General features: G+C 69.2%; 21 protein-coding genes. 15 read left to right on the top strand and 6 right to left on the bottom strand.

Going from position 1 to position 22632, the window contains the following annotated elements; genetic code table 11:
• Nucleotides 1–26: 26 nt before the first annotated feature.
• On the top strand, nt 27–851 hold the full coding sequence (gene pyrF / locus AC07OX_RS12510) for an orotidine-5'-phosphate decarboxylase (protein WP_495261391.1): 825 nt from the start codon (nt 27–29) through the stop codon (nt 849–851).
• Here the strand turns inward: pyrF and AC07OX_RS12505 are convergent.
• The gene (locus AC07OX_RS12505; protein WP_099793925.1) at nt 848–1582 is read right to left on the bottom strand and encodes a helix-turn-helix domain-containing protein; all 735 of its coding nucleotides are present in this window, start codon (nt 1580–1582) and stop codon (nt 848–850) included. The genes pyrF and AC07OX_RS12505 overlap by 4 nt on opposite strands.
• Before the next feature lie 138 nt (nt 1583–1720).
• On the opposite strand from AC07OX_RS12505, the gene AC07OX_RS12500 reads away from it, so the two are divergent.
• The 6 genes from AC07OX_RS12500 to AC07OX_RS12475 all read left to right on the top strand — a co-directional run bounded on the left by AC07OX_RS12500 (nt 1721) and on the right by AC07OX_RS12475 (nt 7672).
• Entirely contained in the window at nt 1721–2578 is an 858-nt protein-coding gene (locus AC07OX_RS12500; protein WP_492687004.1) for a hypothetical protein, read from the top strand.
• 62 nt (nt 2579–2640) lie between these two features.
• A complete protein-coding gene (locus AC07OX_RS12495) occupies nt 2641–4596 on the top strand; it encodes an MFS transporter (RefSeq protein ID WP_492687003.1) in 1956 nt (651 codons plus the stop codon).
• A gap of 210 nt (nt 4597–4806) precedes the next feature.
• Complete coding sequence (locus tag AC07OX_RS12490; protein ID WP_062477469.1) at nt 4807–5253, top strand: hypothetical protein; 447 nt, start codon at nt 4807–4809, stop codon at nt 5251–5253.
• A complete protein-coding gene (locus AC07OX_RS12485; RefSeq protein ID WP_307582134.1) occupies nt 5250–6050 on the top strand; it encodes a DUF2145 domain-containing protein in 801 nt (266 codons plus the stop codon). The genes AC07OX_RS12490 and AC07OX_RS12485 overlap by 4 nt, the downstream gene beginning before the upstream one ends.
• Nucleotides 6051–6093: 43 nt before the next feature.
• Entirely contained in the window at nt 6094–7203 is a 1110-nt protein-coding gene (locus AC07OX_RS12480; protein ID WP_495261392.1) for a serine endopeptidase, read from the top strand.
• A 91-nt stretch (nt 7204–7294) separates the two neighbouring features.
• The gene (locus AC07OX_RS12475; RefSeq protein ID WP_095747238.1) at nt 7295–7672 is read left to right on the top strand and encodes a DUF3597 domain-containing protein; all 378 of its coding nucleotides are present in this window, start codon (nt 7295–7297) and stop codon (nt 7670–7672) included.
• 71 nt (nt 7673–7743) lie between these two features.
• On the opposite strand, the gene AC07OX_RS12470 is transcribed toward AC07OX_RS12475, so the two are convergent.
• Nucleotides 7744–8526 (bottom strand): SDR family NAD(P)-dependent oxidoreductase, encoded by a 783-nt coding sequence (locus AC07OX_RS12470; RefSeq protein WP_495261393.1) that lies wholly within the window; start codon nt 8524–8526, stop codon nt 7744–7746.
• Nucleotides 8527–8661: 135 nt separating this feature from the next.
• On the opposite strand from AC07OX_RS12470, the gene AC07OX_RS12465 reads away from it, so the two are divergent.
• A complete protein-coding gene (locus tag AC07OX_RS12465; RefSeq protein WP_495261394.1) occupies nt 8662–9042 on the top strand; it encodes a hypothetical protein in 381 nt (126 codons plus the stop codon).
• On the opposite strand, the gene tgt is transcribed toward AC07OX_RS12465, so the two are convergent.
• Complete coding sequence (tgt, locus tag AC07OX_RS12460; RefSeq protein ID WP_159274089.1) at nt 9039–10211, bottom strand: tRNA guanosine(34) transglycosylase Tgt; 1173 nt, start codon at nt 10209–10211, stop codon at nt 9039–9041. The genes AC07OX_RS12465 and tgt overlap by 4 nt on opposite strands.
• Before the next feature lie 8 nt (nt 10212–10219).
• Nucleotides 10220–11263 (bottom strand): tRNA preQ1(34) S-adenosylmethionine ribosyltransferase-isomerase QueA, encoded by a 1044-nt coding sequence (gene queA / locus AC07OX_RS12455; protein WP_495261395.1) that lies wholly within the window; start codon nt 11261–11263, stop codon nt 10220–10222.
• A 126-nt stretch (nt 11264–11389) separates the two neighbouring features.
• On the opposite strand from queA, the gene AC07OX_RS12450 reads away from it, so the two are divergent.
• Genes AC07OX_RS12450 through recG form a run of 3 tightly spaced genes read left to right on the top strand, consistent with a single transcriptional unit; the run spans nt 11390 to nt 15674 of the window.
• A complete protein-coding gene (locus AC07OX_RS12450) occupies nt 11390–12067 on the top strand; it encodes a DUF4166 domain-containing protein (RefSeq protein ID WP_495261396.1) in 678 nt (225 codons plus the stop codon).
• Nucleotides 12064–13554 carry a TIGR01777 family oxidoreductase gene (locus AC07OX_RS12445; protein ID WP_495261397.1) on the top strand — a complete coding sequence of 497 codons (1491 nt, stop codon included), beginning with the start codon at nt 12064–12066 and terminating at the stop codon, nt 13552–13554. Before AC07OX_RS12450 ends, AC07OX_RS12445 begins: the two co-directional genes overlap by 4 nt.
• A gap of 11 nt (nt 13555–13565) precedes the next feature.
• Complete coding sequence (gene recG, locus AC07OX_RS12440; RefSeq protein ID WP_495261398.1) at nt 13566–15674, top strand: ATP-dependent DNA helicase RecG; 2109 nt, start codon at nt 13566–13568, stop codon at nt 15672–15674.
• On the opposite strand, the gene serB is transcribed toward recG, so the two are convergent.
• Nucleotides 15664–16350, bottom strand: a complete 687-nt coding sequence (gene serB, locus AC07OX_RS12435) for a phosphoserine phosphatase SerB (protein ID WP_495261399.1) — start codon at nt 16348–16350, stop codon at nt 15664–15666. The genes recG and serB overlap by 11 nt on opposite strands.
• A complete protein-coding gene (locus AC07OX_RS12430) occupies nt 16347–17255 on the bottom strand; it encodes a LysR substrate-binding domain-containing protein (RefSeq protein ID WP_223301447.1) in 909 nt (302 codons plus the stop codon). The genes serB and AC07OX_RS12430 overlap by 4 nt, the downstream gene beginning before the upstream one ends.
• Before the next feature lie 198 nt (nt 17256–17453).
• Here AC07OX_RS12430 and AC07OX_RS12425 point away from each other — a divergent pair, with 198 nt between their 5' ends.
• Genes AC07OX_RS12425 through AC07OX_RS12410 form a run of 4 tightly spaced genes read left to right on the top strand, consistent with a single transcriptional unit; the run spans nt 17454 to nt 22614 of the window.
• The gene (locus AC07OX_RS12425; RefSeq protein WP_062477439.1) at nt 17454–18524 is read left to right on the top strand and encodes an ABC transporter ATP-binding protein; all 1071 of its coding nucleotides are present in this window, start codon (nt 17454–17456) and stop codon (nt 18522–18524) included.
• Nucleotides 18525–18539: 15 nt separating this feature from the next.
• Nucleotides 18540–20186, top strand: coding sequence for an ABC transporter permease (locus AC07OX_RS12420; protein ID WP_062477436.1), 1647 nt, complete (start codon nt 18540–18542; stop codon nt 20184–20186).
• 32 nt (nt 20187–20218) lie between these two features.
• Complete coding sequence (locus AC07OX_RS12415; protein ID WP_495261400.1) at nt 20219–21199, top strand: ABC transporter substrate-binding protein; 981 nt, start codon at nt 20219–20221, stop codon at nt 21197–21199.
• Nucleotides 21196–22614, top strand: a complete 1419-nt coding sequence (locus tag AC07OX_RS12410; RefSeq protein WP_495261401.1) for an L-serine ammonia-lyase — start codon at nt 21196–21198, stop codon at nt 22612–22614. The genes AC07OX_RS12415 and AC07OX_RS12410 overlap by 4 nt, the downstream gene beginning before the upstream one ends.
• The last annotated feature ends 18 nt before the right edge of the window (nt 22615–22632 follow it).

Below are 22632 nucleotides of genomic sequence, written 5' to 3'. Positions count from 1 at the left end.
GGGCGGGGTCCGTAAAATCGGGCCCCATGACTTTCCTCGACAAGCTGGCCGCTGCACAGCAAACCAACGGTTCGTTGCTCTGCGTGGGCCTCGACCCGGAGCCAACCAAATTCCCGGGGGCGTACAAGGGCGACGCCAGCCGCATCTATGACTTCTGCGCGCGCATCGTCGACGCGACGGCCGACCTGGTCATCGCCTTCAAGCCCCAGATCGCCTACTTCGCGGCCCACCGCGCCGAAGACCAGCTCGAACGCCTGATGGAGCACATGCGCCGCAACGCGCCCCACGTGCCCACCATCCTGGACGCCAAGCGCGGCGACATCGGCTCCACCGCCGAGCAGTACGCGCTCGAAGCCTTCGAGCGCTACGGCGCCGACGCCGTGACCCTGTCGCCCTTCATGGGCTTCGACTCGGTCGCGCCCTACCTCCAATACGAAGGCAAGGGCGCCTTCCTGCTGTGCCGCACCAGCAACCCCGGCGGTTCCGACCTGCAGGGCCAGCGCCTGGCCAGCGTCGAGGGCCAGCCCTTCCTGTACGAGCACGTCGCCCGCCTGGCGCAGGGCCCGTGGAACCTCAACGGCCAGCTCGGCCTCGTGGTGGGCGCGACCTACCCGGCCGAGATCGAGCGCGTGCGCGAACTCGCGCCGACGGTGCCGCTGCTGATCCCGGGCGTCGGTGCCCAGGGCGGCGACGCGGTCGCCACCGTGCGCGCCGGCTGGCGCGCCGACGCACCGATCATCGTGAACTCGTCGCGGGCGATCATTTACGCCTCGTCGGGCGAAGACTTCGCCGATGCGGCGAAGAACGCCGCACGCACCACGCGCGACGCATTGGAAGCTGCCAAGCCTTAGTTTCTGCGCAGGCGGGTGAACGCCTCGAACTCCCAATTGCGCATGCCCAGCAGCAGGGTGTAGCCCTCGCGGTCCTTGGCCGACAGCTTCTGGTCGGTCTGGTGCTGCTGCGCAAAGTCTTGCGCCACGCGCTGCAAGCGCTCCAGGAAGGCCGGTGCCAGCGACCGGCTGATCGAGCCGTGCACCAGCAGCAGGCCTTCGGCCGGGCCGTCGAAGCCGCCCTTGTAGTAGTCGAGCACCACGTTCTCGCGGAAGAACTCCATCACCGGGCCGTGCGGGCGCCAGCGGAAGGTCTTGGCGAGCTTCAGGCGGTACCGGTTCAGCGGGCGCAGCTCGATGATGCCGATGCGGTCCAGCTGCGCCAGGCAGCCGATGCACTCGGGCTCGGTGATCCGGTACGACGCCACGATCTGCTCCAGCGTCCACTGGCTCAGCACGCTGATCGCCACCAGCAGCAGCTTCTTGTCCTTGACCACGGCCTTTTCCTGCTCGTGGGTCAGCTCCTTCAGCAGCGGCTGGGCGTCGGCCACGCGCCGCGCCAGCTCGGCGAAATCGATCTTCAGGGCGCGGCAGATCGCATCGACGCGCGACAGCGGCATGTCGCTCTTGGCCAGCATGCGCTTGACGCTGGACTCCGCCATGTCCAGCGACCGGGCCAGGTCGGCATACGTCATGCGGGCGCTTTTGAGTTCGTTCTTGAGGGCCTGGACCAGGTCGACGGTGGTGCTCATGAAGGGAGGGTACGGGTTGAAGGTATAGAAAAAGGATACCGAAGGGAGTGAAATAGTGCCTCGTATCGATTCTCGATGCCTGGGGGAGGGCTGGCAACTAGATTCCACCCGCCAGCCACCACCCCACCGAGGAACGCCATGCTTCTGCCCACCCTGACACGCCGCGAACGCGGACTGTTGTTCACCTTCGCGCTGCTCTTGCTGATCGCCTTCTTCGGCCCGGCGCTGCCGGCCGCCGACGTGGCGATCGCCTCCGTGTTCGCCGACAACCGGCCGCTGTTCCACCTGCCCAACGCGATGGACGTGCTGAGCAACCTGCCGTTCCTGGCGATCGGCTGCCTGGGGCTGTACCGGCTCAACCGCATCGACCGCTCGCACCAGGAGGCACTGGCCGGGTTCCCGCTGGCGCCGCCCGCCAACGACCCGCCGGACAACACGCTGGACTGCGCCTGGCTGTTCTTCGCCGGCCTGATCGCCACCGCCGCCGGCTCGGCCTTCTATCACCTGATGCCCGACGCGCCCCGCCTCGCCGCCGACCGCGCCGGCATGGCCGTGGCCTTCGCGGGCCTGATCGGCATCGCCGTCTGCGAACGCGTCAGCCAGCGCGCCGGCTGGCCGGCCGCCTGGTTCGTGCTCACGGCCGGCCTGCTGGCGGCCGAGGTCTGCCAGGAAACCGGCAACGTGCTGCCCTGGGCGCTGGTGCAGTTCGGCGGCATGGCGGTGGTGCTCACGCTGGCGCTGGCCACGCCGATGCGCGGCGCTGTCGGGCTCAAGCTGGGCTGGGTGATCGCGTTCTACGTGCTGGCCAAGATTTGCGAACTGGGCGACCACGCCATCTACGAAGCCACCGGCCACCTCGTGTCGGGCCACACGCTCAAGCACCTGGTGGCGTCGCTGGCCGGCCTGCCCGTGCTGATGGCGCTGTACCGCCTCGAAAAGGGCTGGCGCGCCACCCTGCTGCGGCACAATCCCGACCCTGCCGCGATCGCGGCATGACGCGGCCTGACCACGGAACGCCCGTGGCGCAGCGGTAGAAGACAAAGAGGAGATTGCATCGCATGACAACCCCCGCCGCCGCCGCGACTGCGCCCGTGGTGCATGAGCCCAACGCCCACGCGAACCAGTTCGCCCTGCTCGGCCAGCGGCGCTTCGCGCCCTTCTTCTGGACCCAGTTCGCGGGGGCCGCGAACGACAACCTCTTCAAGTTCGCCTTCACCGTCATGGTGACCTACCAGCTGCAACTGAGCTGGATGCCGCCGGCGATGGCGGGGCTGGTGATCGGTGCGCTGTTCATCCTGCCCTTCCTGCTGTTCTCGGCCACGGCCGGGCAGCTGACCGACAAGTTCGACAAGACGAAGATGATCCGCTTCGTCAAGAACCTCGAGATCGCCATCATGGTGATCGCCGCCTGGGGTTTCGTGCGCGCCGACGCGGTGGTACTGCTGGGCTGCGTGTTCCTCATGGGGCTGCACTCCACCTTGTTCGGGCCGGTCAAGTTCGCCTACCTGCCGCAGGTGCTCGACTCGCGCGAGCTCACGGGCGGCAACGGCATGGTCGAGATGGGCACCTTCGTCGCCATCCTGCTGGGCCAGGTGGCGGGCGGGCTGCTGGTGGCGATGCCGCAGATCGGCCACACCACGGTGGCCGTGGCCTGCCTGCTGCTGGCGCTGGTGGGGCGCGGCGTGGCGCAGGCCATTCCGCCCGCGCCGGCCACCGACCCCAGCCTGGTCATCAACTGGAACCCCTTCAGCGAAACCTGGCGCAACCTGATGCTGGCGCGCGAGAACATCGTGGTGTTCCGCTCGCTGCTGGGCATCTCGTGGATGTGGTTCTTCGGCGCGGTGTTCCTGAGCCAGTTCCCCAGCTTCGCGAAGGAAGTGCTGCACGGCGACGAGCAGGTGGCGTCGCTGCTCTTGGTGGTGTTCTCGGTGGGCATCGGCGTGGGCTCGCTGCTGTGTGAGACGCTGAGCCGCCGGCAGGTGGAAATCGGCCTCGTGCCGCTGGGCGCCATCGGCATGAGTGTGTTCGCCATTGACCTGTACTTTGCCTCGCGCGCCTTGCCGCCTTCGGCCGGCATGGGCCTGGGCGCCTTCATGCAGCAGCCGGCGCACTGGCGCGTGATGGCCGACCTGGGGCTGCTGTCGCTCTTCGCGGGTCTGTACAGCGTGCCGATGTACGCGCTGATCCAGTTGCGCAGCCAGCCCACGCACCGCGCGCGGATCATCGCGGCGAACAACATCCTCAACGCGCTCTTCATGATCGGCAGCTCGGTGCTGGCCGGCGCGCTGCTGGGCGCGGGCTTCACCATCCCGCAGATCTTTTTGTTCACCGGCATCGCCAACGCGGTGGTGGCGTTCTACATCTTCATGCTGGTGCCCGAGTACCTGCTGCGCTTCGTGGCCTGGGTGCTGTCGCGCTTCGTGTACCGCTTCGACATCAAGGACGACCAGCACATTCCCACCGAGGGCGCCGCCGTGCTGGTGTGCAACCACGTGAGCTTCATCGACGCGGTGCTGCTGATGGCCGCGAGCCCGCGCCCGATCCGCTTCATCATGGACCACCGCATCTTCAAGGTGCCGGTGCTCGGCTGGCTGTTCAAGCTGGCCAAGGCCATCCCGATCGCGCCGCAGAAGGAAGACCCGGCCGCGTACGAGGCGGCCTTTGCCAAGGCCGTCGGCGTGCTGCGCGAGGGCGACCTGCTGGGCATCTTCCCCGAAGGCGCGATCACGCGCGACGGCGAGCTGCAGCCCTTCAAGGGCGGTGTGATGAAGATCCTCGAGGGCGCACGCGCCGAAGGCATCGAGCCGCCCGTGGTCCCGATGGCGCTGACCAACCTCTGGGGCTCGTACTTCAGCCGCATCGAGCTGCGCGGCGGCCAGCAGGTCGCCATGGCCAAGCCTTTCCGTCGCGGCTTCTTCAGTCGCGTGGGCCTGCGCGTCGGCCACCCCGTGGCGCCGCAGGAAGTGCAGCCCGAGACGCTGCGCCAGCGCGTGGCCGGCCTGCTGGCCTCCTGAGGCGTTCGCCCCAAAGTATCTCTTCGGGATACTGCGGGATGTCAGGATCGCAACTGGTTGAAGTATTCGAGCCCCGCGGCGTGAAGGCGAACCATCATTCGCTCACCTTCACTGCGCCGCGAGGCCTTCATGCAACCCCTCTCATCCTCCACCGTTTCGATCACCCAGCGCGACCTGCCGGCTTCGCGCAGGACCGCCCTGGCGCGGTCGATGGCCGCCCTGGCCTTCGCCGCCTGCGCCGCGTTCGCGGGTGTCGCGACGCCGCTGCCCGCACGGGCCCAGAGCGAGGCCTCGGCCGCGCTGTCGCTGCTGCCCGTGGCCTCGGTGGTCGGCGCCGCTTCGGTCGTCGGTGCGTCGGCCACCGCGGTGGTCGCTGTGCCCGCGGCGCTGTCGGTGGGCGGTTCGGTGCTCACGGTGATCGCGGTCGAGGCCTCGGTCGACGGCACCGTCTACCTGCTCGAACGCGCCTCGGACGGCGCCCGCGCCAGCGTCAAGGTGATGGGGCGCGCCACCCGTGGCGTGTCGGCGGCCGCCGGCACGGCCGTGGTCGTCAGCGTGATCGGCACGGGCGTCGTGCTCTCGGCCGCGGGCGAGGTGCTGGCCTTCGTGCCCAACGCGGTCGGCCGCGCACTGCTCCACAACGAAAGACTGTCGTGAAACCCGCCGTGCGCCCCGCGCTGCTGCTGGCGTTCGCCATCGCTGCGGTGCTGCCGCTGCAGGCGAATGCCGGCCGCTCGTGCGAACAGGTCAGGCCGACGCCGGCGCTGATCGTCAAGGGCATGCAGCTGGCCGAGCGCACCTCGCAGCAGCTCGATGCGAGTGGCGCGCGCGTGGTCATCCTGGCGCGCGCCGGACAGGACCTGAGCAAGTACGGCCTGCGCTATTCGCACCTGGGCATCGCCTACAAGACCGACGAGGGCCCGTGGCGCGTGGTGCACAAGCTCAACCACTGCGGCACGGCGGTGGCCGCGGTCTACCGGCAGGGGCTGGGCGAGTTCTTCCTCGACGACCTGTGGCGCTACGAGGCCGCCTGGTCCGTGCCGACGCCCGCGGTGCAGGCGCAGCTGATGGCCGCGCTGCGCGAGCCCGACGCGCGCCTCGTGCGCCTGAACGTGGCGCCCTACAGCATCGTGAGCTACGCCTGGGGCCAGAAGTACCAGCAGTCGAACCAGTGGGCCATCGAGACCCTGGCCGCGGCGATGGAGCCCGCCACCATCGGCACCCGCGCGCAGGCGCAGGCCTGGCTGCAGTTCAAAGGCTACGAGCCCACCACGCTGAACCTCGGCCCGCTGACCCGCCTGGGCGGGCGCGTGGGCTCGGCCAACATCGCTTTCGACGATCATCCGAACGAGAAGCGGTTTTCGGACCGCATCGAGACCGTGACCGTCGACTCGGTGTTCGCCTGGCTGCCGCGTGCGGGCTTAGGCGCGGCGCCGGTCACACTCAAGCTCTGAGCGAAGAGAAGCAACGAAGAAAAGAAAGAACGAAGGAAAGACCATGAGCAAATCCCTGCGCCTGTCCGAGAAGTGGTTCCGCCGCGGCCTGTGGCTGGTGGCGTTCGTGTTCGCGAGCTTCCTGATCGGGCTGGGCAGCACGATCGTGGGCGACCTGCCGCAGGTCGAGCGCGTGCGCGTGCTCGACGACTTCATCGACAAGCCCGCGGCCGAGCCGCTGCGCGCCACCATCAAGGCCTCGGAGGCCGCCGAGCTGCAGGCCGCGCGCGACCTCGACCAGGCGCAGCTGCAGCTCAACACGGCGCAGCAGGCCAGCGCCAACGCGCGCGAGACCTTCGGCAACTGGATCGCCACGCGCCGCGCCACCGCGCAGCCCGACCAGGACACCGAGCTCATCGCGCGCACCAAGGCGCTCGACGCCTTCAAGCAGAAGGAAGACGCGGCGCAGCGCAAGGCCGACGCCCAGCGCCAGATCGCGCTCGACGCGCGCCAGGCCGAGCAGCGTGCGCGCGCGGCATTGGGCGTGCTGGAGCACGACGCGCAGCAGCGCCTGGACGCCGAGTACCGCCGCGTCGAACTGCGCGTGTTCGGCTACCGGCTCGCGCTGACCCTGCCGCTGCTGCTGGTGGCCGGCTGGCTGTTCGTGAAGAAGCGCAAGAGCACCTACTGGCCCTTCGTGTGGGGCTTCATCTTCTTTGCGCTGTTTGCCTTCTTCGTCGAGCTGGTGCCCTACCTGCCGAGCTACGGCGGCTACGTGCGCTACGTGGTGGGCATCGTGCTCACGGTGCTGGTGGGGCGCTACGCCATCGTGGCGCTCAACCGCTACCTGGCGCGCCAGAAGCTCGCCGAGCAGCAGCCCGACCAGGTGCGCCGCGAAGAGCTGAGCTACGACGTCGCGCTGGCCCGCCTGGCCAAGAGCGTGTGCCCCGGCTGCGAGCGGCCGGTCGACCTGAAGAACAACGAGATCGACTTCTGCCCGCACTGCGGCATCGGCCTGTTCGACCACTGCGGCCACTGCAGCACGCGCAAGAGCGCGTTCTCCAAGTTCTGCCATGCCTGCGGTACCTCGGCCGCTGCGCAGGCGCCCCTTACACCTGTGACCGGCACTGCGCAATCGGTCACGCCGGGCGCGCCGGTTCAGCCGGCCACGTAGCGAAAGCGCCGCACGGTCGTGCTACAACCCCGGGCTGCGTCACGCAACGCCGTGCCGCGGGTTTTCCCATTCACATTGACGGAGCACACCCATGAGCATTTTCGGCAAGATTTTTTCCAAGATTTTTCCGTCGGCCAACGCCGCTGAAGTCGTCGCCGCACCGCCGGCGGCTGCACCCGGCGCGCCGGCCGTTGCCGCACCGCCGCCCGCGATCCCGCTGGGCGACGTGCCCGCCGTCCTGGACGCGATGCCAGGTGCCGCCGGCCTGAACTGGCGCACCTCGATCGTCGACCTGCTCAAGTTGCTGGGCCTGGACAGCAGCCTCGCCGCGCGCAAGGAACTGGCCAGCGAAATCCTCTACAGCAACGGCGAACCGGGTTCGGCCGAATGGAACATCGGCCTGCACAAGCAGGTGATGACTCGCATCGCCGCCAATGGCGGCACGCTGCCGGCCGAACTGCGCGACTGATCGTCCCGCCACCCACGCAGCAAAAAGCCCGGCATGCCGGGCTTTTTCTTTGGGGCGAGCGTTGAAGCGCTTCAGGTCCAGCCTGCGTCCACCACGTAGTCCTGCGCGGTGCACATGCGCGAATCGTCGGCCGTGAGGAACAGTGCCATCGCGGCGATGTCCTCGGCCATCACGCGGCCCGGCAGGCATTGCGCCGCATCGATCTCCGCGGCGGATTCGGGCTTCACCCAGAGCTTGATCTGCCGCTCGGTCATCACCCAGCCCGGCATGATCGTGTTGACCCGGATGTTCTGCTTGCCCAGGTCGCGCGCCAGCGAGCGCGTGAGGCCGTTCACGCCCGCCTTGCAGGCCTGGTAGACCGGGTAGCCGCGGCCCTTCATGAGCCAGCTGATCGAGCCGAAGTTGACGATCGAGCCGCCGCCCAGCGCGCGCATGTCGTCGGCCACGGCCTGCGCAGCAAAGAACTGGTGCTTGATGTTGACGGCCACGAGGCGGTCGAAGTCGTCGCTGGTCACGTCGGCCATCTCGTGGCGCCGGTCGTTGGCCGCGTTGTTCAGCAGCACCGACACCGGCCCGAAGCGCTGGCGCACCGCGTCGATGGCGGCGGCGAGGGCGGCCGTGTCGGTCACGTCGCAGGGCACGAACAGCGCGGGGTGCGCGCCCTGCAGCTGCGCGGCAAGCGCGCTGCCGGCGGCCGTGTCGAGGTCGCAGAAGCCGACCTTCGCGCCTTGGGCATGAAAGGCCCGCACCAGCGATTCGCCGATGCCGCTGGCGCCGCCCGAGATGAACACGGTGCGGTCGGCCAGCGAGGGATAGCGGGCGGTATAGGCCGTGGGTGGGGAGGCGTTGGTCATGAGGGTGAGGACAACCGCAGTGAAGACAGGCCAAGCGTACCGGATGACGGCGTCTCTGGTGCCGGCCGGGCCTCCACCCGGCGTATGGCTTCCGGCCTGTGGGCAGGGCGCCGTTGCAGGCATACGCTTCGGCCCATGAGCTCCTTCAACCGCCGCTTCGTCCTCTGTCTCGCGCTTCTTCCGGCCGCCTTCGCGGCGCGGCACGTCCGCGCGCAGGCGCAGGCACCGGCGCCCGTGCTGCTCTTCAAGGTGGTCTCGCCGCGCGACGACATCGTGGTGGGCATCGAGGCGGCCCAGCTGGGCGCCGGCGCGACGCCGCCCGTGCAGCGGCTGGCCGCCATGCTGACCGAGAAGGGGCAGCTCACGCTCTGGCAGTACGCCTCGCACAAGGACGCGAGCGGAGCCCTGGTGCAGGCGCCGCTCAGGCAGGTCGTGGTCTTCAGGAACGAGCTGCTGCGCATCGAGCCCTACGCGACGCCCCTGGCCATCAAGCCCCCGGGCGCCGCGAAGTCCTAGACGCCGCGTGCGCGGTCGGCCTTGAACTGCGCGCGGAACGCCGTGAAGGTGCCCGCGTCGAGCGCGGCGCGGATCTCCGTCATCAGGTTCAGGTAGTAGTGCAGGTTGTGGATGGTGCACAGCATCGGGCCGAGCATTTCGCCGCAGCGGTCCAGGTGGTGCAGGTAGGCGCGGCTGAAGCCTTCGCGCCCGCCGTCGTTCCAGCTCACGCCCGAGGTGCCCGCACAGGCGTGGCAGGTGCAGCTCGGGTCGACCGGCTGCGGGTCGCTCTTGTGGCGCGCGTTGCGCATCTTCAGGTCGCCGAAGCGCGTGAACATCGTGCCGTTGCGCGCATTGCGCGTGGGCATCACGCAGTCGAACATGTCGACGCCGTCGGCCACGCCCTGCACCAGGTCTTCGGGCGTGCCCACGCCCATCAGGTAGCGCGGCTTGTTCGCGGGCAGCCGGTGCGGCGTGTGGCCCATGATGTGCAGCATCTCTTCCTTGGGCTCGCCCACGCTCACGCCGCCGATGGCGTAGCCGGGGAAGTCCATGTCGACCAGCGCCGCCAGCGACTCCTCGCGCAGGTTCTCGAACATGCCGCCCTGCACGATGCCGAACAGCGCGTTGGGGTTCTGCAGGCGCGTGAACTCGGCCTGGCAGCGCTTGGCCCAGCGCAGGCTCAGTTCCATCGAGACGCGCGCCTCGGCCTCGGTCGTGATGTGGCCCTTGGTGTCGTAGGGCGTGCACTCGTCGAACTGCATCACGATGTCGCTGTTCAGGATGGTTTGGATCTGCATCGAGACCTCGGGCGTGAGGAACAGCTTGTCGCCGTTGACGGGCGACGCGAACTTCACGCCTTCTTCGCTGATCTTGCGCATCGCGCCCAGCGACCACACCTGGAAGCCGCCCGAGTCGGTGAGGATGGGCTTGTCCCATTTCTCGAACTGGTGCAGCCCGCCGAAGCTCGCCATGACGTCCAGGCCCGGGCGCATCCACAGGTGAAAGGTGTTGCCCAGGATGATCTGCGCGCCCATCTCCTCGAGGCTGCGCGGCATCACGCCCTTGACGGTGCCGTAGGTGCCCACGGGCATGAAGATCGGCGTCTGGACCTTGCCGTGGTTGAGCGTGAGCGTGGCGCGGCGCGCGTGGCTGTCGGGGTCGGTCTTGAGGAGTTCGAAGTTCAGCATGATGTCGTTCAGTCCTGGGTGCGTGCGAGCAGCATGGCGTCGCCGTAGCTGAAGAAGCGGTAGCCGTTGGCGATGGCGTGGGCGTACAGCGCCATCACGCGCTCGTAGCCCGCGAAGGCCGAGACCAGCATCATCAGCGTGCTCTTGGGCAAATGGAAGTTGGTCACCAGCACGTCGACGTGCGCGAAGGCGAAGCCCGGCGTGATGAAGATGCGCGTGTCGCCCGTGGCCTCGCCGCTCTTGGCCCACGACTCGAGCGTGCGCACCGTGGTCGTGCCCACGGCGACCACGCGACCGCCGCGTGCCTTGCATTCGGCGATGGCGCGCTGCGTGGCCTCGGGCACTTCGTAGCGCTCGGCGTGCATCGTGTGCTCGGCGATGTTCTCGGTCTTCACCGGCTGGAAGGTGCCGGCGCCCACGTGCAGCGTGACGTTGGCGCGCTGCACGCCGCGCGCTTCGAGCTCGGCCAGCAGGCCTTCGTCGAAATGCAATGCGGCCGTGGGCGCGGCCACGGCGCCGGGCACGCGTGCGAACACGGTCTGGTAGCGGCTCTCGTCGTCGGCCGAGTCGGTGTGCGTGATGTAGGGCGGCAGCGGCACATGGCCACAGCGCTGCATCAGCGCGTACGGGTCTTCGCCGGCATCGCTCTCGAAGCCGAAGCGGAACAGCGCGCCGTCTTCCTCGGGCCAGCGGCCCAGCAGCGTGGCGCGAAAGCCGCCGACCATCTCGAGCGTGGTGCCCACGGGCGGCTTCTTGCTGACCTTCATGTGCGCGACCACCTCGTGGCCCTGCAGCACGCGCTCGACCAGCAGCTCGAGCTTGCCGCCGGTCGGCTTCTCGCCGAACAGGCGCGCCTTGACCACGCGCGTGTCGTTGAAGACCAGCAGGTCGCCCGCGCGCAGCAGCGAGGGCAGTTCCTTGAAGATGCGGTCGGCCGGGGAGTTGCCGGTGCCGTCGAGCAGACGGGAGGCGGTGCGTTCGGTGGCCGGGTGTTGTGCCACCAGCTCGGGCGGCAGATGGAAATCGAAATCGGAAAGCGTGAAGGCGCGCATGGTGCTTGAGGGCCGGACGGGCCCGTGCCAAGGAGGCATGGGAAAGAGAAAAAGGCGGAGAGCGGCGATTGTCCCATGGCCCGGAATCACGGGCGCCGCCGGGGGTTGCCGAGGCAGAATCGACGCATGGTCGATTCTTCCGTCGCGCGTGTCACGCCGTCCCCCGCCCCTCCTTCCGAAGGCGAGCTCTTCAAGAAGATCCTCGGCGGCGCCTGGATGGGCCTGCACCCCGACATCCGCCGGCGCTTCGACAAGAACCCCCTGCCGGGCAAGGCGCTGCACTACCTGGGCGCGCTCAGCGAGCTGCGCTGCTCGCGCTTCGGCAAGCTGCTGGGGCACCTCACGCAGCCGATGATCCAGGGCGCGCTGATCCCCTACAGCGACAGCCACTTCCCGGTCGAGATCCAGGTCTACGCCCGGCCCGACGACCCGGCCATCTACAAGCAGCGCATCTACCGCCTGCACGGCCGCAAGCCGATCCAGTTCACCAGCTTCATGCGCGAGAGCGAGCGCGGCGAGGTGCTGGAGTACGTGGGCATGGGGCTGGGCATGAAGCTGGTGCTGAGCGTGGAGCCCAGCGGCAGCCTGCATTTCCAGAGCGACGGCTATTTCTGGGAGGTGTTCGGCTGGCGCATTCCGCTGCCGGGCCTGTTCACGCCGGGCAAGACCTTCCTCTGGCACCACAACGAGACGCCCGAGCGCTTCAACATCCGCATCGAAATCCGCCACTGCCTCATGGGCACCACCTTCACGCAGGTCGGCGTGTTCGAGGAAGTGCCGGAGCCGCAGGCGGTGTCCGCATGATCGACACGCACCTGCTGGCCCTGCAGCTCATGGCGGCGCAAGGCGCGCTGGGCGCCTTCGACACGATCTACCACCACGAAGGCACCGAGGCCCTGCCACGCCGCGGCACGGCGGGGCGCGAGCTGGCGATCCATGCCACGCGCTCGTCGATCTATTGCGCGCTGTTCCTCGGCCTGTCGGCGTGGGCCTGGCACGGCGCGTGGGCATGGGTGCTGCTCGTGGTGTTCGGCGTCGAGATCGTGCTCACGCTGTGGGACTTCGTGGTCGAAGACGGCAGCCGCCTGCTGCCGCCCACCGAACGCGTGACGCACACGGTGCTGGCCATCAACGCCGGCGCGTTCATCGCGCTGCTGGCGATGAGCGCGGTCGGCTGGGCAGCGCAACCGACGGCGATGGTGTGGCAGCCGCACGGCTGGCTCAGCGCCTTCCTGGCGTTGTGCGGCGTGGGCGTGGGTATCTCGGGCCTGCGCGACGGCTTCGCGGCGCGCGCCTTGTTCAAGCAGCAGAAGCAGGCGCAGGTGCGCGACGCCCAGGCACCGGTGCGCTTCGGCACGACACCGCAGCAGGTGCTGGTGACGGGCGGCACCGGCTTCATCGGCCAGATCCTCGTGCGCCACCTGCTGGCCGACGGCCATGCGGTGACGGTGTGGACGCGCGACGCGCGCGGCGCCGCCTGGGGCTTCGGCGGTGCGGTGCGCTGCGTGCAGTCGCTCGACCAGATTCCCGCCGCGGACGCGATCGACGTGGTCGTCAACCTCGCGGGCGCACGCATCCTCGGCCAGCGCTGGAGCGCGCGGCGCCAGCAACAGCTGCTGCAAAGCCGCGAAGGCCTGACGCAGCAGCTCGTCGCCTGGATCGCCACGCGCCCGCGCAAGCCGTGGCTGCTGCTCTCGGGCTCGGCCATCGGCTACTACGGCGTGCACCCGCAGGGCGACGCCACCGAGCTCACCGAAGACGCACCGCCGCAGGACATCTTCATGTCGACGCTGTGCCAGCGCTGGGAGCGCGCCGCGCACGCGGCGGTGGCGCACGGCGTTCGCGTGGCCTGCCTGCGCTTCGGTTTCGTGCTGGGCCACCAGGGCTCGCTGCCGCAGCTGCTGATGCCGGTGCAGCTGGGCATGGGCGGGCGCCTGGGCAGCGGGCGGCAGTGGCTGTCGTGGGTGCATGTGCACGACCTGATCCGCGCCATCGCGCATGTGTGGACGGTGACGGAGTCCGCCACCGACCCTGTCGCCGCGCAGGCCTTCAACGTCACCGCGCCGGGCGCAGTGAGCCAGGAGGCCTTCACCCGCGTCGCCGCCGGCGTGCTGCACCGCCCCTGCTGGATGCCCACGCCCGCCGCGCCCGTGAAGCTGCTGCTCGGCGAGCAGGCCGACCTGCTGCTCGAAGGCCAGCGCGTGGTGCCGGCGCAGTTGCTGCGCAGCGGCTTCCAGTTCATGTTCCCCGATGCCCGCAGCGCCTTGACGGACCTTTGCCGTCCACGCTAGAAGCCTTGTCCGTGCCCGCCAAGAAAGAACCGACTCCCCCCGCCGCACCGGCGCAACCGCCCGGCACCGGCCTGAGCCTCGTGCAGCGCGCGCTGCGCAAGCTCGGCCTCGTGCGCGACATCGACTTCGCGCTCTACCTGCCGATGCGCTACGAGGACGAGACGCGCATCGTGCGCCTGGTCGACACGCGCGACGGCGACATGGCGCAGGTCGAGGGTGTGGTCACCGAGTGCGAGGTGGTGTACCGCCCGCGCCGCCAGCTCATCGCCACCATCGACGACGGCTCCGACACCTGCCAGCTGCGTTTCTTCAACTTCTATCCGTCGCAGCAAAAGCAGCTCGCGGTGGGCGCCAAGGTGCGCGTGCGCGGCGAGATGCGCGGTGGTTTCGTGGGGCGGCAGATCATGCACCCGACCGTCAAGGCGGCCGGCACGGCGCTGCCCAACGCGCTCACGCCGGTGTACTCGACCGTGGCCGGGCTCGCGCAGCCGGTGCTGCGGCGCGAGGTGCGCTCGGGCCTGGCGCGCGCGCTGCTCGACGAGACGATTCCGGTGCAGATCGGCCTGCGCGGCGCGTGGGATCTGCGCAGCGCGCTGAGCTTCCTGCACTACCCGACGCCCGACGTGTCGATCGCCGCGCTCGAAGACCACAGCCACCCGGCGTGGCAGCGCATCAAGGCCGAGGAGCTGCTGGCGCAGCAGCTCTCGCAGCTGCAGGCGCGGCTGGAGCGCGCGGCGCAGCGCGCGCCGGTGCTGCCTGCGTCCACCGACGCGGCGGCGAGTTCGCTGCATGCGCAGTTGCTCGCCGTGCTGCCCTTCGGCCTCACCGACGCGCAGCAGCGCGTGGGCGAGGAGATCACGGCCGACCTGCACCGCCAGATCCCGATGCACCGCCTGCTGCAGGGCGACGTGGGCTCGGGCAAGACCGTGGTCGCGGCGCTGGCCGCGGCGCGCTGCATCGACGCGGGCTTCCAGTGCGCGCTGATGGCGCCCACCGAAATCCTCGCGGCCCAGCACTTCGGCAAGCTGGTCGGCTGGCTCGATCCGCTGCTGGCCGAGCGCGGCCTGCGCGTGGCCTGGCTCACGGGCAGCCAGAAGAAAAAGGAACGCGACGAGATGTCGGCCGCCGTCGAAAGCGGCGAGGCCGCGCTGGTCATCGGCACGCACGCGGTCATCTCCGAAAAGGTGCGCTTCAAGAACCTGGCGCTGGCCATCATCGACGAGCAGCACCGCTTCGGCGTCGCGCAGCGCCTGGCCTTGCGCGGCAAGGCGGGCGGCGACCTCGAACCGCACCTGCTGATGATGAGCGCCACGCCGATTCCCCGCACGCTCGCGATGAGCTACTACGCCGACCTCGATGTGTCGACGCTCGACGAGCTGCCGCCCGGCCGCACGCCCATCGTCACCAAGCTGGTGGCCGACCACCGGCGCGACGAGGTCATCGACCGCATCCAGGCGCAGATTTCACAAGGCCGGCAGGTCTACTGGGTCTGCCCGCTGATCGAAGAGAGCGAAGCGGTCGACCTGCGCAACGCCACCGAAACGCGCGACGAACTCGCCGGCACGCTGGGCGACGCCGTGCATGTCGGCCTGCTGCATTCACGCATGCCCACGGCCGAGAAGCAGGCGGTGATGGCCGCCTTCACCGCCAACGAGATCCAGGTGCTCGTGAGCACCACGGTGATCGAAGTGGGTGTGGACGTGCCCAACGCCTCGCTGATGGTGATCGAGCATGCCGAGCGCTTCGGCCTCTCGCAGCTGCACCAGCTGCGCGGGCGCGTGGGGCGCGGCGCGGCGGCCTCGGCCTGCGTGCTGCTCTATGCGCCGGGCGACAGCGGCCGCGTGGGCGAGGCGGCGCGTGCGCGGCTCAAGGCCATGGCCGAGACCGGCGATGGCTTCGAGATCGCGCGGCGCGACCTGGAGATTCGCGGGCCCGGCGAGTTCCTGGGCGCGCGCCAGTCGGGCGCGCCGCTGCTGCGCTTTGCCGACCTCGCGACCGACACGCTGCTGCTCGACTGGGCGCGCGAACTCGCGCCGGTGATGCTGCAGAAGCACCCCGAGCTGGCGCAACGCCACATCGACCGCTGGCTCGGCACGAAAGCCGAATACCTCAAGGCTTGAGCAGGTCGAGCAGCCGGTCGAGCCCGCCCTCGTCGATCGACAGCATGGCGGCCTCGCACACCAGGGGCTTGGCGTGGTAGGCCACCGACAGCCCGGCCACGCGCATCATCGGCAGGTCGTTCGCGCCGTCGCCCACGGCGATGGCCCGGGCCGGCGGGATGCCCATCGCGCGGCAGCATTCGAGCAGCTTGTCCTTCTTGGCTTCGCCGTCGCAGATGTCGCCCCAGGGCTGGGGCAGCATGCGCCCGGTGAGCCGGCCGTCTTCGATCTCCAGCACGTTGGAGCGCGTGTCGTCCAGCTTCAATCGATCGCGCAGCCGGTCGGTGAAGAAGGTGAAGCCGCCGCTCAGCAGCACCACGCGCAGGCCGGCCTGCTTGCACGCGCCGATCAGCGTCTCGGCGCCAGGGTTCAGGTGCAGGCGCTGGTCGTACACGGCCTGCAGCGCCGACAGTGGCACGCCGCGCAGCAGGGCCACGCGCCGACGCAGGCTGTCCTTGTAGTCGGTGATCTCGCCGCGCATCGTGGCCTCGGTGATGGCCGCGACCTCGGGGCCGCAGCCCGCGATGTCGGCGATCTCGTCGACCGTCTCGATGTCGATCAGCGTCGAGTCCATGTCGAAGGCGATCAGCTTGAAGTCCGACAGCCGCAGGGGAGGAAGAGTGAGCGTGGTGGTCATGGGGTGGGGCTTCCCGCGTTCCAGTGCTGCGTGCCGAGCCAGTCGACGAACTGCCGTGCCAGCGCGGCCACCGGCCCTTCGGTGCGGTACAGCGCGTAGACGCCCGAGGCCGGCAGGCGCGGTTCGGGAAACACCAGGCGCAGCCGGTCGGCGCGGATGTCTTCCTCGAGCAGGCACCAGGGCGCCAGCGCGAGCCCCAGGTCGTTCATGGCGGCCTGCATGCAAAGAAACTGGTGATCGAACACGGGGCCCGGCAGCTGGGGCGGCACGCGCACGCCGGCCAGCTCGAACCAGCGCGGCCAGTTCTCCACTTCGCCGGCGGCCTGCAGCAGCGGGTGGCCCAGGCAGTCGGCCATGCTGGCGATGCGGTGCCGTTCGATGAAGCGCGGCGACGCCACGGCCACGAGGTGGTCGTCCAGGCAGCGCACGCAGGTGTGGTCGGGGCGTTGCATGGGGATGCGGCGGATCAGCACGTCGCTGCCGGCCTCGGCCTGGTCGAAGAACTGGCGGCCCAGGGTCGACAGCTGCACGTCGGTCTGCGGCGCCAGGGCCTGGAAGCCGGCCAGCCGCGGGATGAGCCACTTCATCGCCAGCGAGGGCGTGGTGCACACGCGCAGGCTGGCGCGCTGGTGGGGTGACTTCAGCGCGGCCGTGGCGCTGGCGATGCGGTCCAGGCTGGCCTGCACCTCGGCGAAGTAGTCGCGCGCATGCGGCAGCAGCGTCGCGCCGCGGGCCTCGCGCGCGAACAGCGGCTGGCCCAGGTAGTCCTCCAGCAGGCGGATCTGCTGGCTGACGGCGCTGTGCGTGATGCTGAGTTCGTCGGCGGCCGCGGTGAAGTTGGCATGGCGCGCCGCCGCTTCGAAGGCGCGCAGCGCCTTCAAAGGGGGGAGGCGTCGGGTCACCACATGCGACCCTTGGCGAGCGGGCTTGTCTTCCTCATGTTCTTTTCGTGTTCGGTTGCGTGCCGCCCGGGGTTGGAGGCCGGCGCGCATCGTAGACCGGGAAGCCTGCAGAAAAACTAACCGGCCGCCTTAAAAAATACGGCTGGTGGCGCGCAGGGGGCGCACCTAGCATCGCGCTTCCTTCCACCCTGAACAAGAGACATGGCTTCCATCACCATCGACAACGTCGTGAAGCAGTTCGCCAACCAGACGGTGCTGCAGAACCTGTCGCTGCATGTGCCCGATGGCGCCTTCTACACCCTGCTGGGCCCCAGCGGCTGCGGCAAGACGACCCTGCTGCGCTGCATCGCGGGCTTCAACGAGCCCGACGGCGGCCGCATTCTTTTCGACAAGGACGACGTGACGCGCGTGTCCACCCACCACCGCGACATCGGCATGGTGTTCCAGGACTACGCGCTGTTCCCCGACAAGACGGCCTTCGACAACGTGGCCTACGGCCTGCGCGCGCGCAAGGTGCCCAAGGCCGAGATCGCCCGGCGCGTCAACGAGGCGCTGGACAAGGTGAGCCTGCTCGCGCTGGCCGACCGCTACCCGGCGCAGATGAGCGGCGGCCAGCGCCAGCGCGTGGCGCTGGCGCGCGCGCTGGTGATCCGCCCGCGCGTGCTGCTGATGGACGAGCCGCTGTCCAACCTCGACGCGAAGATGCGCCTGCAGATGCGCGACGTGATCCTGGACCTGGTGCGCGAGGCCGGCATCACCACCGTGTTCGTCACGCACGACCAGGAAGAGGCGCTGGCCATGTCCGACCGCATCGCCATCATGGACCGCGGCAGCATCGCGCAGCTGGGCACGCCCGAAGAGCTGTACGGCACGCCGGTGAACGCCTACGTGGCGGACTTCATCGGCTCGGCCAACGTGATCCCGGTGCCGGCCGAGTCCGCTGGCGGGGCCGCGTCGCACGTGCGCTACCAGCTGTGCGGCCAGCAACTGGACGGCAAGCAGGGGGGCGCCGCGCTGGGCGCGCAGGGCATCCTCATCGCGCGCCCCGAGGCGCTGTCGCTGATGGCGCCCGCGCCCCATGTGCCCAACGCCATCGCGGGCGAGGTGCTGCGCCGCCAGTACCTGGGCTTCAAGACCGCCTACCGTATCCGGCTGCACGACCAGTCGGAGATCCGCGTCGAGCTGCACGCCGGCAACATGGTGGCCGACTTCCAGGCCGGCGATGCGGTGCAGGTGCTGGTGCCGGCCGACAGCCGCGTCGTCGCCGCCTGAACGGATACGCACGCCATGAAAATCAACTGGTGGCCCTGGGGTTTCCTGACCCTGCTCAGCCTCGTGCTGCTGCTGTTCTTCGTGTTCTACCCGCTGGGCACGCTGTTCGTGAACAGCGTGCGCGACGAGTCGGGCGCGTTCTCGCTGTCCGGCTTCATCACCTTGCTGCAGGACAGCGAATACCTGCTCGCGTTCCGCAACACGCTGGTGCTCGGCGTGTCGGTCACGGCCTGCACCGTGGCCGTGGGCGTGCCCTTCGCGTACATGGTGGCGCGCTACGACTTCCCGCTGAAGAACCTGGTGGCGGTGCTGCCGATCATGACCATCGTGATCCCCGAGATCATCGTGGGCCAGTCGTGGCTGCTGCTGCTGGGCAACAACGGGCTGGTGACCAACCTGCTCGCCGGCGCGGGCATCACGCTGCCGACCTTCTACGGCTGGACCGGCATGGTGTTCTCCATGACGCTGGTCTACTACACCTACATCTACCTGGGCGTGCTGGCCGCGCTGCGCGGCTTCGACGGCCAGCTCGAAGAGGCCGGCCTGAGCCTGGGCACTTCGCCGCTGGTGACCAAGCTGCGCGTGCTGGTGCCGGTGATCCTGCCGGCGGTGCTCGTCAATGCGCTGGTGGTGTTCACGCTGGTGGTGGGCAACTTCGCGCTGTCGGTGGTGCTGGGCAGCAGCGTGCCGCTGCTGTCGGTCATGACGTACAACGCCTTCGTCGGCGAGATGGGCGGCAGCCCCACGCTGCAAAGCGCGATGTCGGTGGTGTCCATCGGCATCGTGGCCATCGTGCTGTTCTTCCAGAAGCGCGTGGTCGAACGCAAGATCTACACGATGACGCAGGGCCGCGCGCCCGCCGTGGTGCGCGTGCGCTCGGGCGCGGCGGTGTTCTACACGCTCAGCGTGGGCGTGATCATCGTGCTGTCGATGCTGCCGCTGCTCATCGTCTTCGTGGGCGCCTTCACCGAGACCAGCGGGCCCGTGATGCGCTGGGGCCAGTGGTCGCTGTCCAGCCTGGAGCGCGCGCTGCGCGGTGCGCCCGAGCCGATCATCAACTCGCTGAAGTTCGCCTCGATGGCCACCGTGGTGGGCGTGGCCTTCGCGGTGCTCGTGAGCTACCTGACGATCAAGAAGCGCAATCCCTTCACGCAGCTGCTGGACTACATCGTGGTGCTGCCGCTGACCATCTCGGGCACGGTGCTGGGCATTGCGCTGGTGCAGACCTTCAACACCGGCTGGCTGGTGCTGGCGGGCACCTCGGGGATCATGGTGCTGTGCTACACGGTGCGCCGCCTGCCCTTCGCGGTGCGCAATGCGTCATCGACGCTGTTCAACATCTCGGACTCCATCGAAGAGGCCTCGATCAGCCTGGGCGTGTCGCCGCTGAAGACCTTCTTCAAGGTGCTGCTGCCGGCCATGAAGGCCTCGATCATCTCGGCCGCCATCCTGATGTGGGTGACCACGATCTCGGAGCTGTCGGCCTCCATCGTGGTCTACACGGGCGGCCTGGAGACCATGCCGATCGCCATCTTCCGCCAGGTCGACGGCGGGCGCCTGGGCCTGGCCTCGGCCTACGGCGCGGCGCTGGTCAGCGTGATCCTGCTGCCCATCGTGGTGGCGATCAAGGTGTTCCGCATCAACCTCTTCTCCAGCAAATGACCCACCCATTCACTTCAACCTGCGAGGTTTTCATGTCCTTCAAGTCCCTGGCGAAATGCGCGTTCGCGACCCTGGCCCTCACGGCGGGCATCGCGGGTGCGCAGACGGTGGTGCTCTATTCGTCCAACAACACCGAGACCGTCGAGACCGCGCTGGCCGTGGTCAAGAAGAAGGCGCCCGGGCTCACGGTGCAGCAGGTCACGGGCGGCACCGGCACGCTGATGAAGCGCATCCAGGCCGAGGCCAAGAACCCGCGCGGCGACGTGCTGTGGAGCGGCGGCTTCGGCACGCTGGGCGCCTACAAGGACCAGATGGCGCCCTACAAGTCGCCCGACCTCGCGGCCGTGCCCGCGGCCTTCCGCGGCCCGAACGACCTGTGGGTCGGCACCAACGTGCACGTCATGGTGATGATGGTCAACGAGCGCCAGCTCAAGGGCGTGCCCGCGCCCAAGACCTGGTCGGACCTGATGCGCCCCGAGTGGAAGGGAAAGTTCGCCATCACCGACCCGAGCAAGAGCGCCACGGCCTACATGCTGGTGTACGGCCTGCTCAAGCAGTTCGGCCGCGACGGCCTGGGCAAGCTGGCGGCCAACGCGGTCGTCACCGCGTCGTCGGGCAGCACCTACAAGGGCGTGGCCGCCGGCGAGTACCCGGTGGGCCTGACCATCGAGTACGCGGCGCAGGAGTACGTGGCGGGCGGCCAGAAGGAGATCAAGCTGGTCTATCCCACCGAGGGCAGCTACCTGGCGCCCGAAGGCATGTTCATCGTGAAGGGCGCGAAGAACATGGACGCCGCCGTCGCGCTCTACAACGGCCTGCTGAGCAAGGAGGCGCAGCAGGAGCTGCTGGTGAAGAACTTCCGCCGTCCGGTGCGCAGCGACATCGCGGTGTCCAAGCTCACCTCGCTGCCCGACCTGAGCGCCATCAAGGTCTTCCCGCTCGACCAGGAAGCGGCCTCGGCGGAGTACGAGCAGCTCGTGGCGCTGTGGAACCTGGCGGTGAAGGCGCGGTGACAAGTACGGCGAAGGCGCCTTCGACGCCGGTCAGCGCCTTCGATCTGTTCAAGATCGGCATCGGCCCCTCGAGCTCGCACACGGTCGGGCCGATGATCGCGGCGCGGCAGTTCGCCTGCCTGCTGCAAGCGCAAGGCCTGCTGCCGCAGGTGGCCGCGCTGGTGACGCAGCTGTACGGCTCGCTGAGTGCCACCGGCCGCGGCCACGGCACCGACCGCGCCGTGCTGCTCGGGCTCGCAGGCCACCGGCCGGACCGGATCGATCCCGACACCATCGAGCCTGCCATCGCCACCATCCGGCGCGAGCGGCAGTTGCGCCTGCTCGGCACGCACGCCGTGGCCTTCGACGAGAAGGAGCACCTGCTCTTCCTGCGCAAGAGCCTGCCCCGGCATCCGAACGGCCTGCGCTTCATCGCGCTGGACGCGCAGGGCCAGACCCTGGCCGAGGCGGATTACTTTTCAGTGGGCGGCGGCTTCGTCGTCGATGCGCAGGGCGAGAGCGTGCGCAACGAAGCCGGCGTGCAGCGCCCGGCGCCGGCCGCCTTGCCCTTTGCCTTCGACACCGGCGCGGAACTGCTCGCGCAATGCCGCGCACAGGGCCTGTCGATCGCCGCGCTGATGATGGCCAACGAAGCGCAATGGCGGCCGCAGGCCGAGGTGCGGTCGGAGCTGCTGCAGGTGTGGGACGCCATGGCCGGCGCCGTGCGCCGCGGCTGCGCGAGCACCGGCACCCTGCCCGGGCGCATGCAGGTGCGGCGGCGCGCGGCCGACCTGTTCGCTCAGCTGCAGGGCAGCGGCACCGCGCAGGCCGCGCCCGACCCGCTCGCGGCGATGGACTGGGTCAACCTGTACGCCATGGCCGTCAACGAAGAGAACGCGGCCGGCGGGCGCGTGGTCACCGCGCCCACCAACGGTGCGGCGGGCGTGATCCCGGCGGTGCTGCACTACCACCAGCGCTTCTTTCCCGGCGCGGGCGACGAGGCCGTGGTCGAGTTCTTGCTCACCGCCGCGGCCATCGGCATCCTCTACAAGAAGAACGGCTCGCTCTCGGGCGCCGAGGTCGGCTGCCAGGGCGAGGTCGGCGTCGCCTGTTCGATGGCGGCCGGCGCGCTCGCCGCGGTGATGGGCGGCACGCCGGGCCAGGTCGAGAACGCGGCCGAGATCGGCATGGAACACAACCTGGGCATGACCTGCGACCCGGTCAGCGGGCTGGTTCAGATCCCGTGCATCGAGCGCAACGCGATGGGCGCGGTGAAGGCCATCAACGCGGCGCGCATGGCCCTGCGCGGCGACGGCTCGCACTTCGTGTCGCTGGACAAGGTCATCCAGACCATGATGCAGACCGGCGCGGACATGAAGACCAAGTACAAGGAAACCTCGCGCGGCGGCCTCGCCGTGAACATCGTCGAGTGCTGACCGCCGCGCGGTCGGTCA

The organism is Variovorax sp. GW821-FHT09D07 (assembly GCF_059416345.1).
The sequence above is the reverse complement of the archived record's forward strand: the minus strand, read 5'-3'. Positions and strand labels throughout refer to the sequence as shown.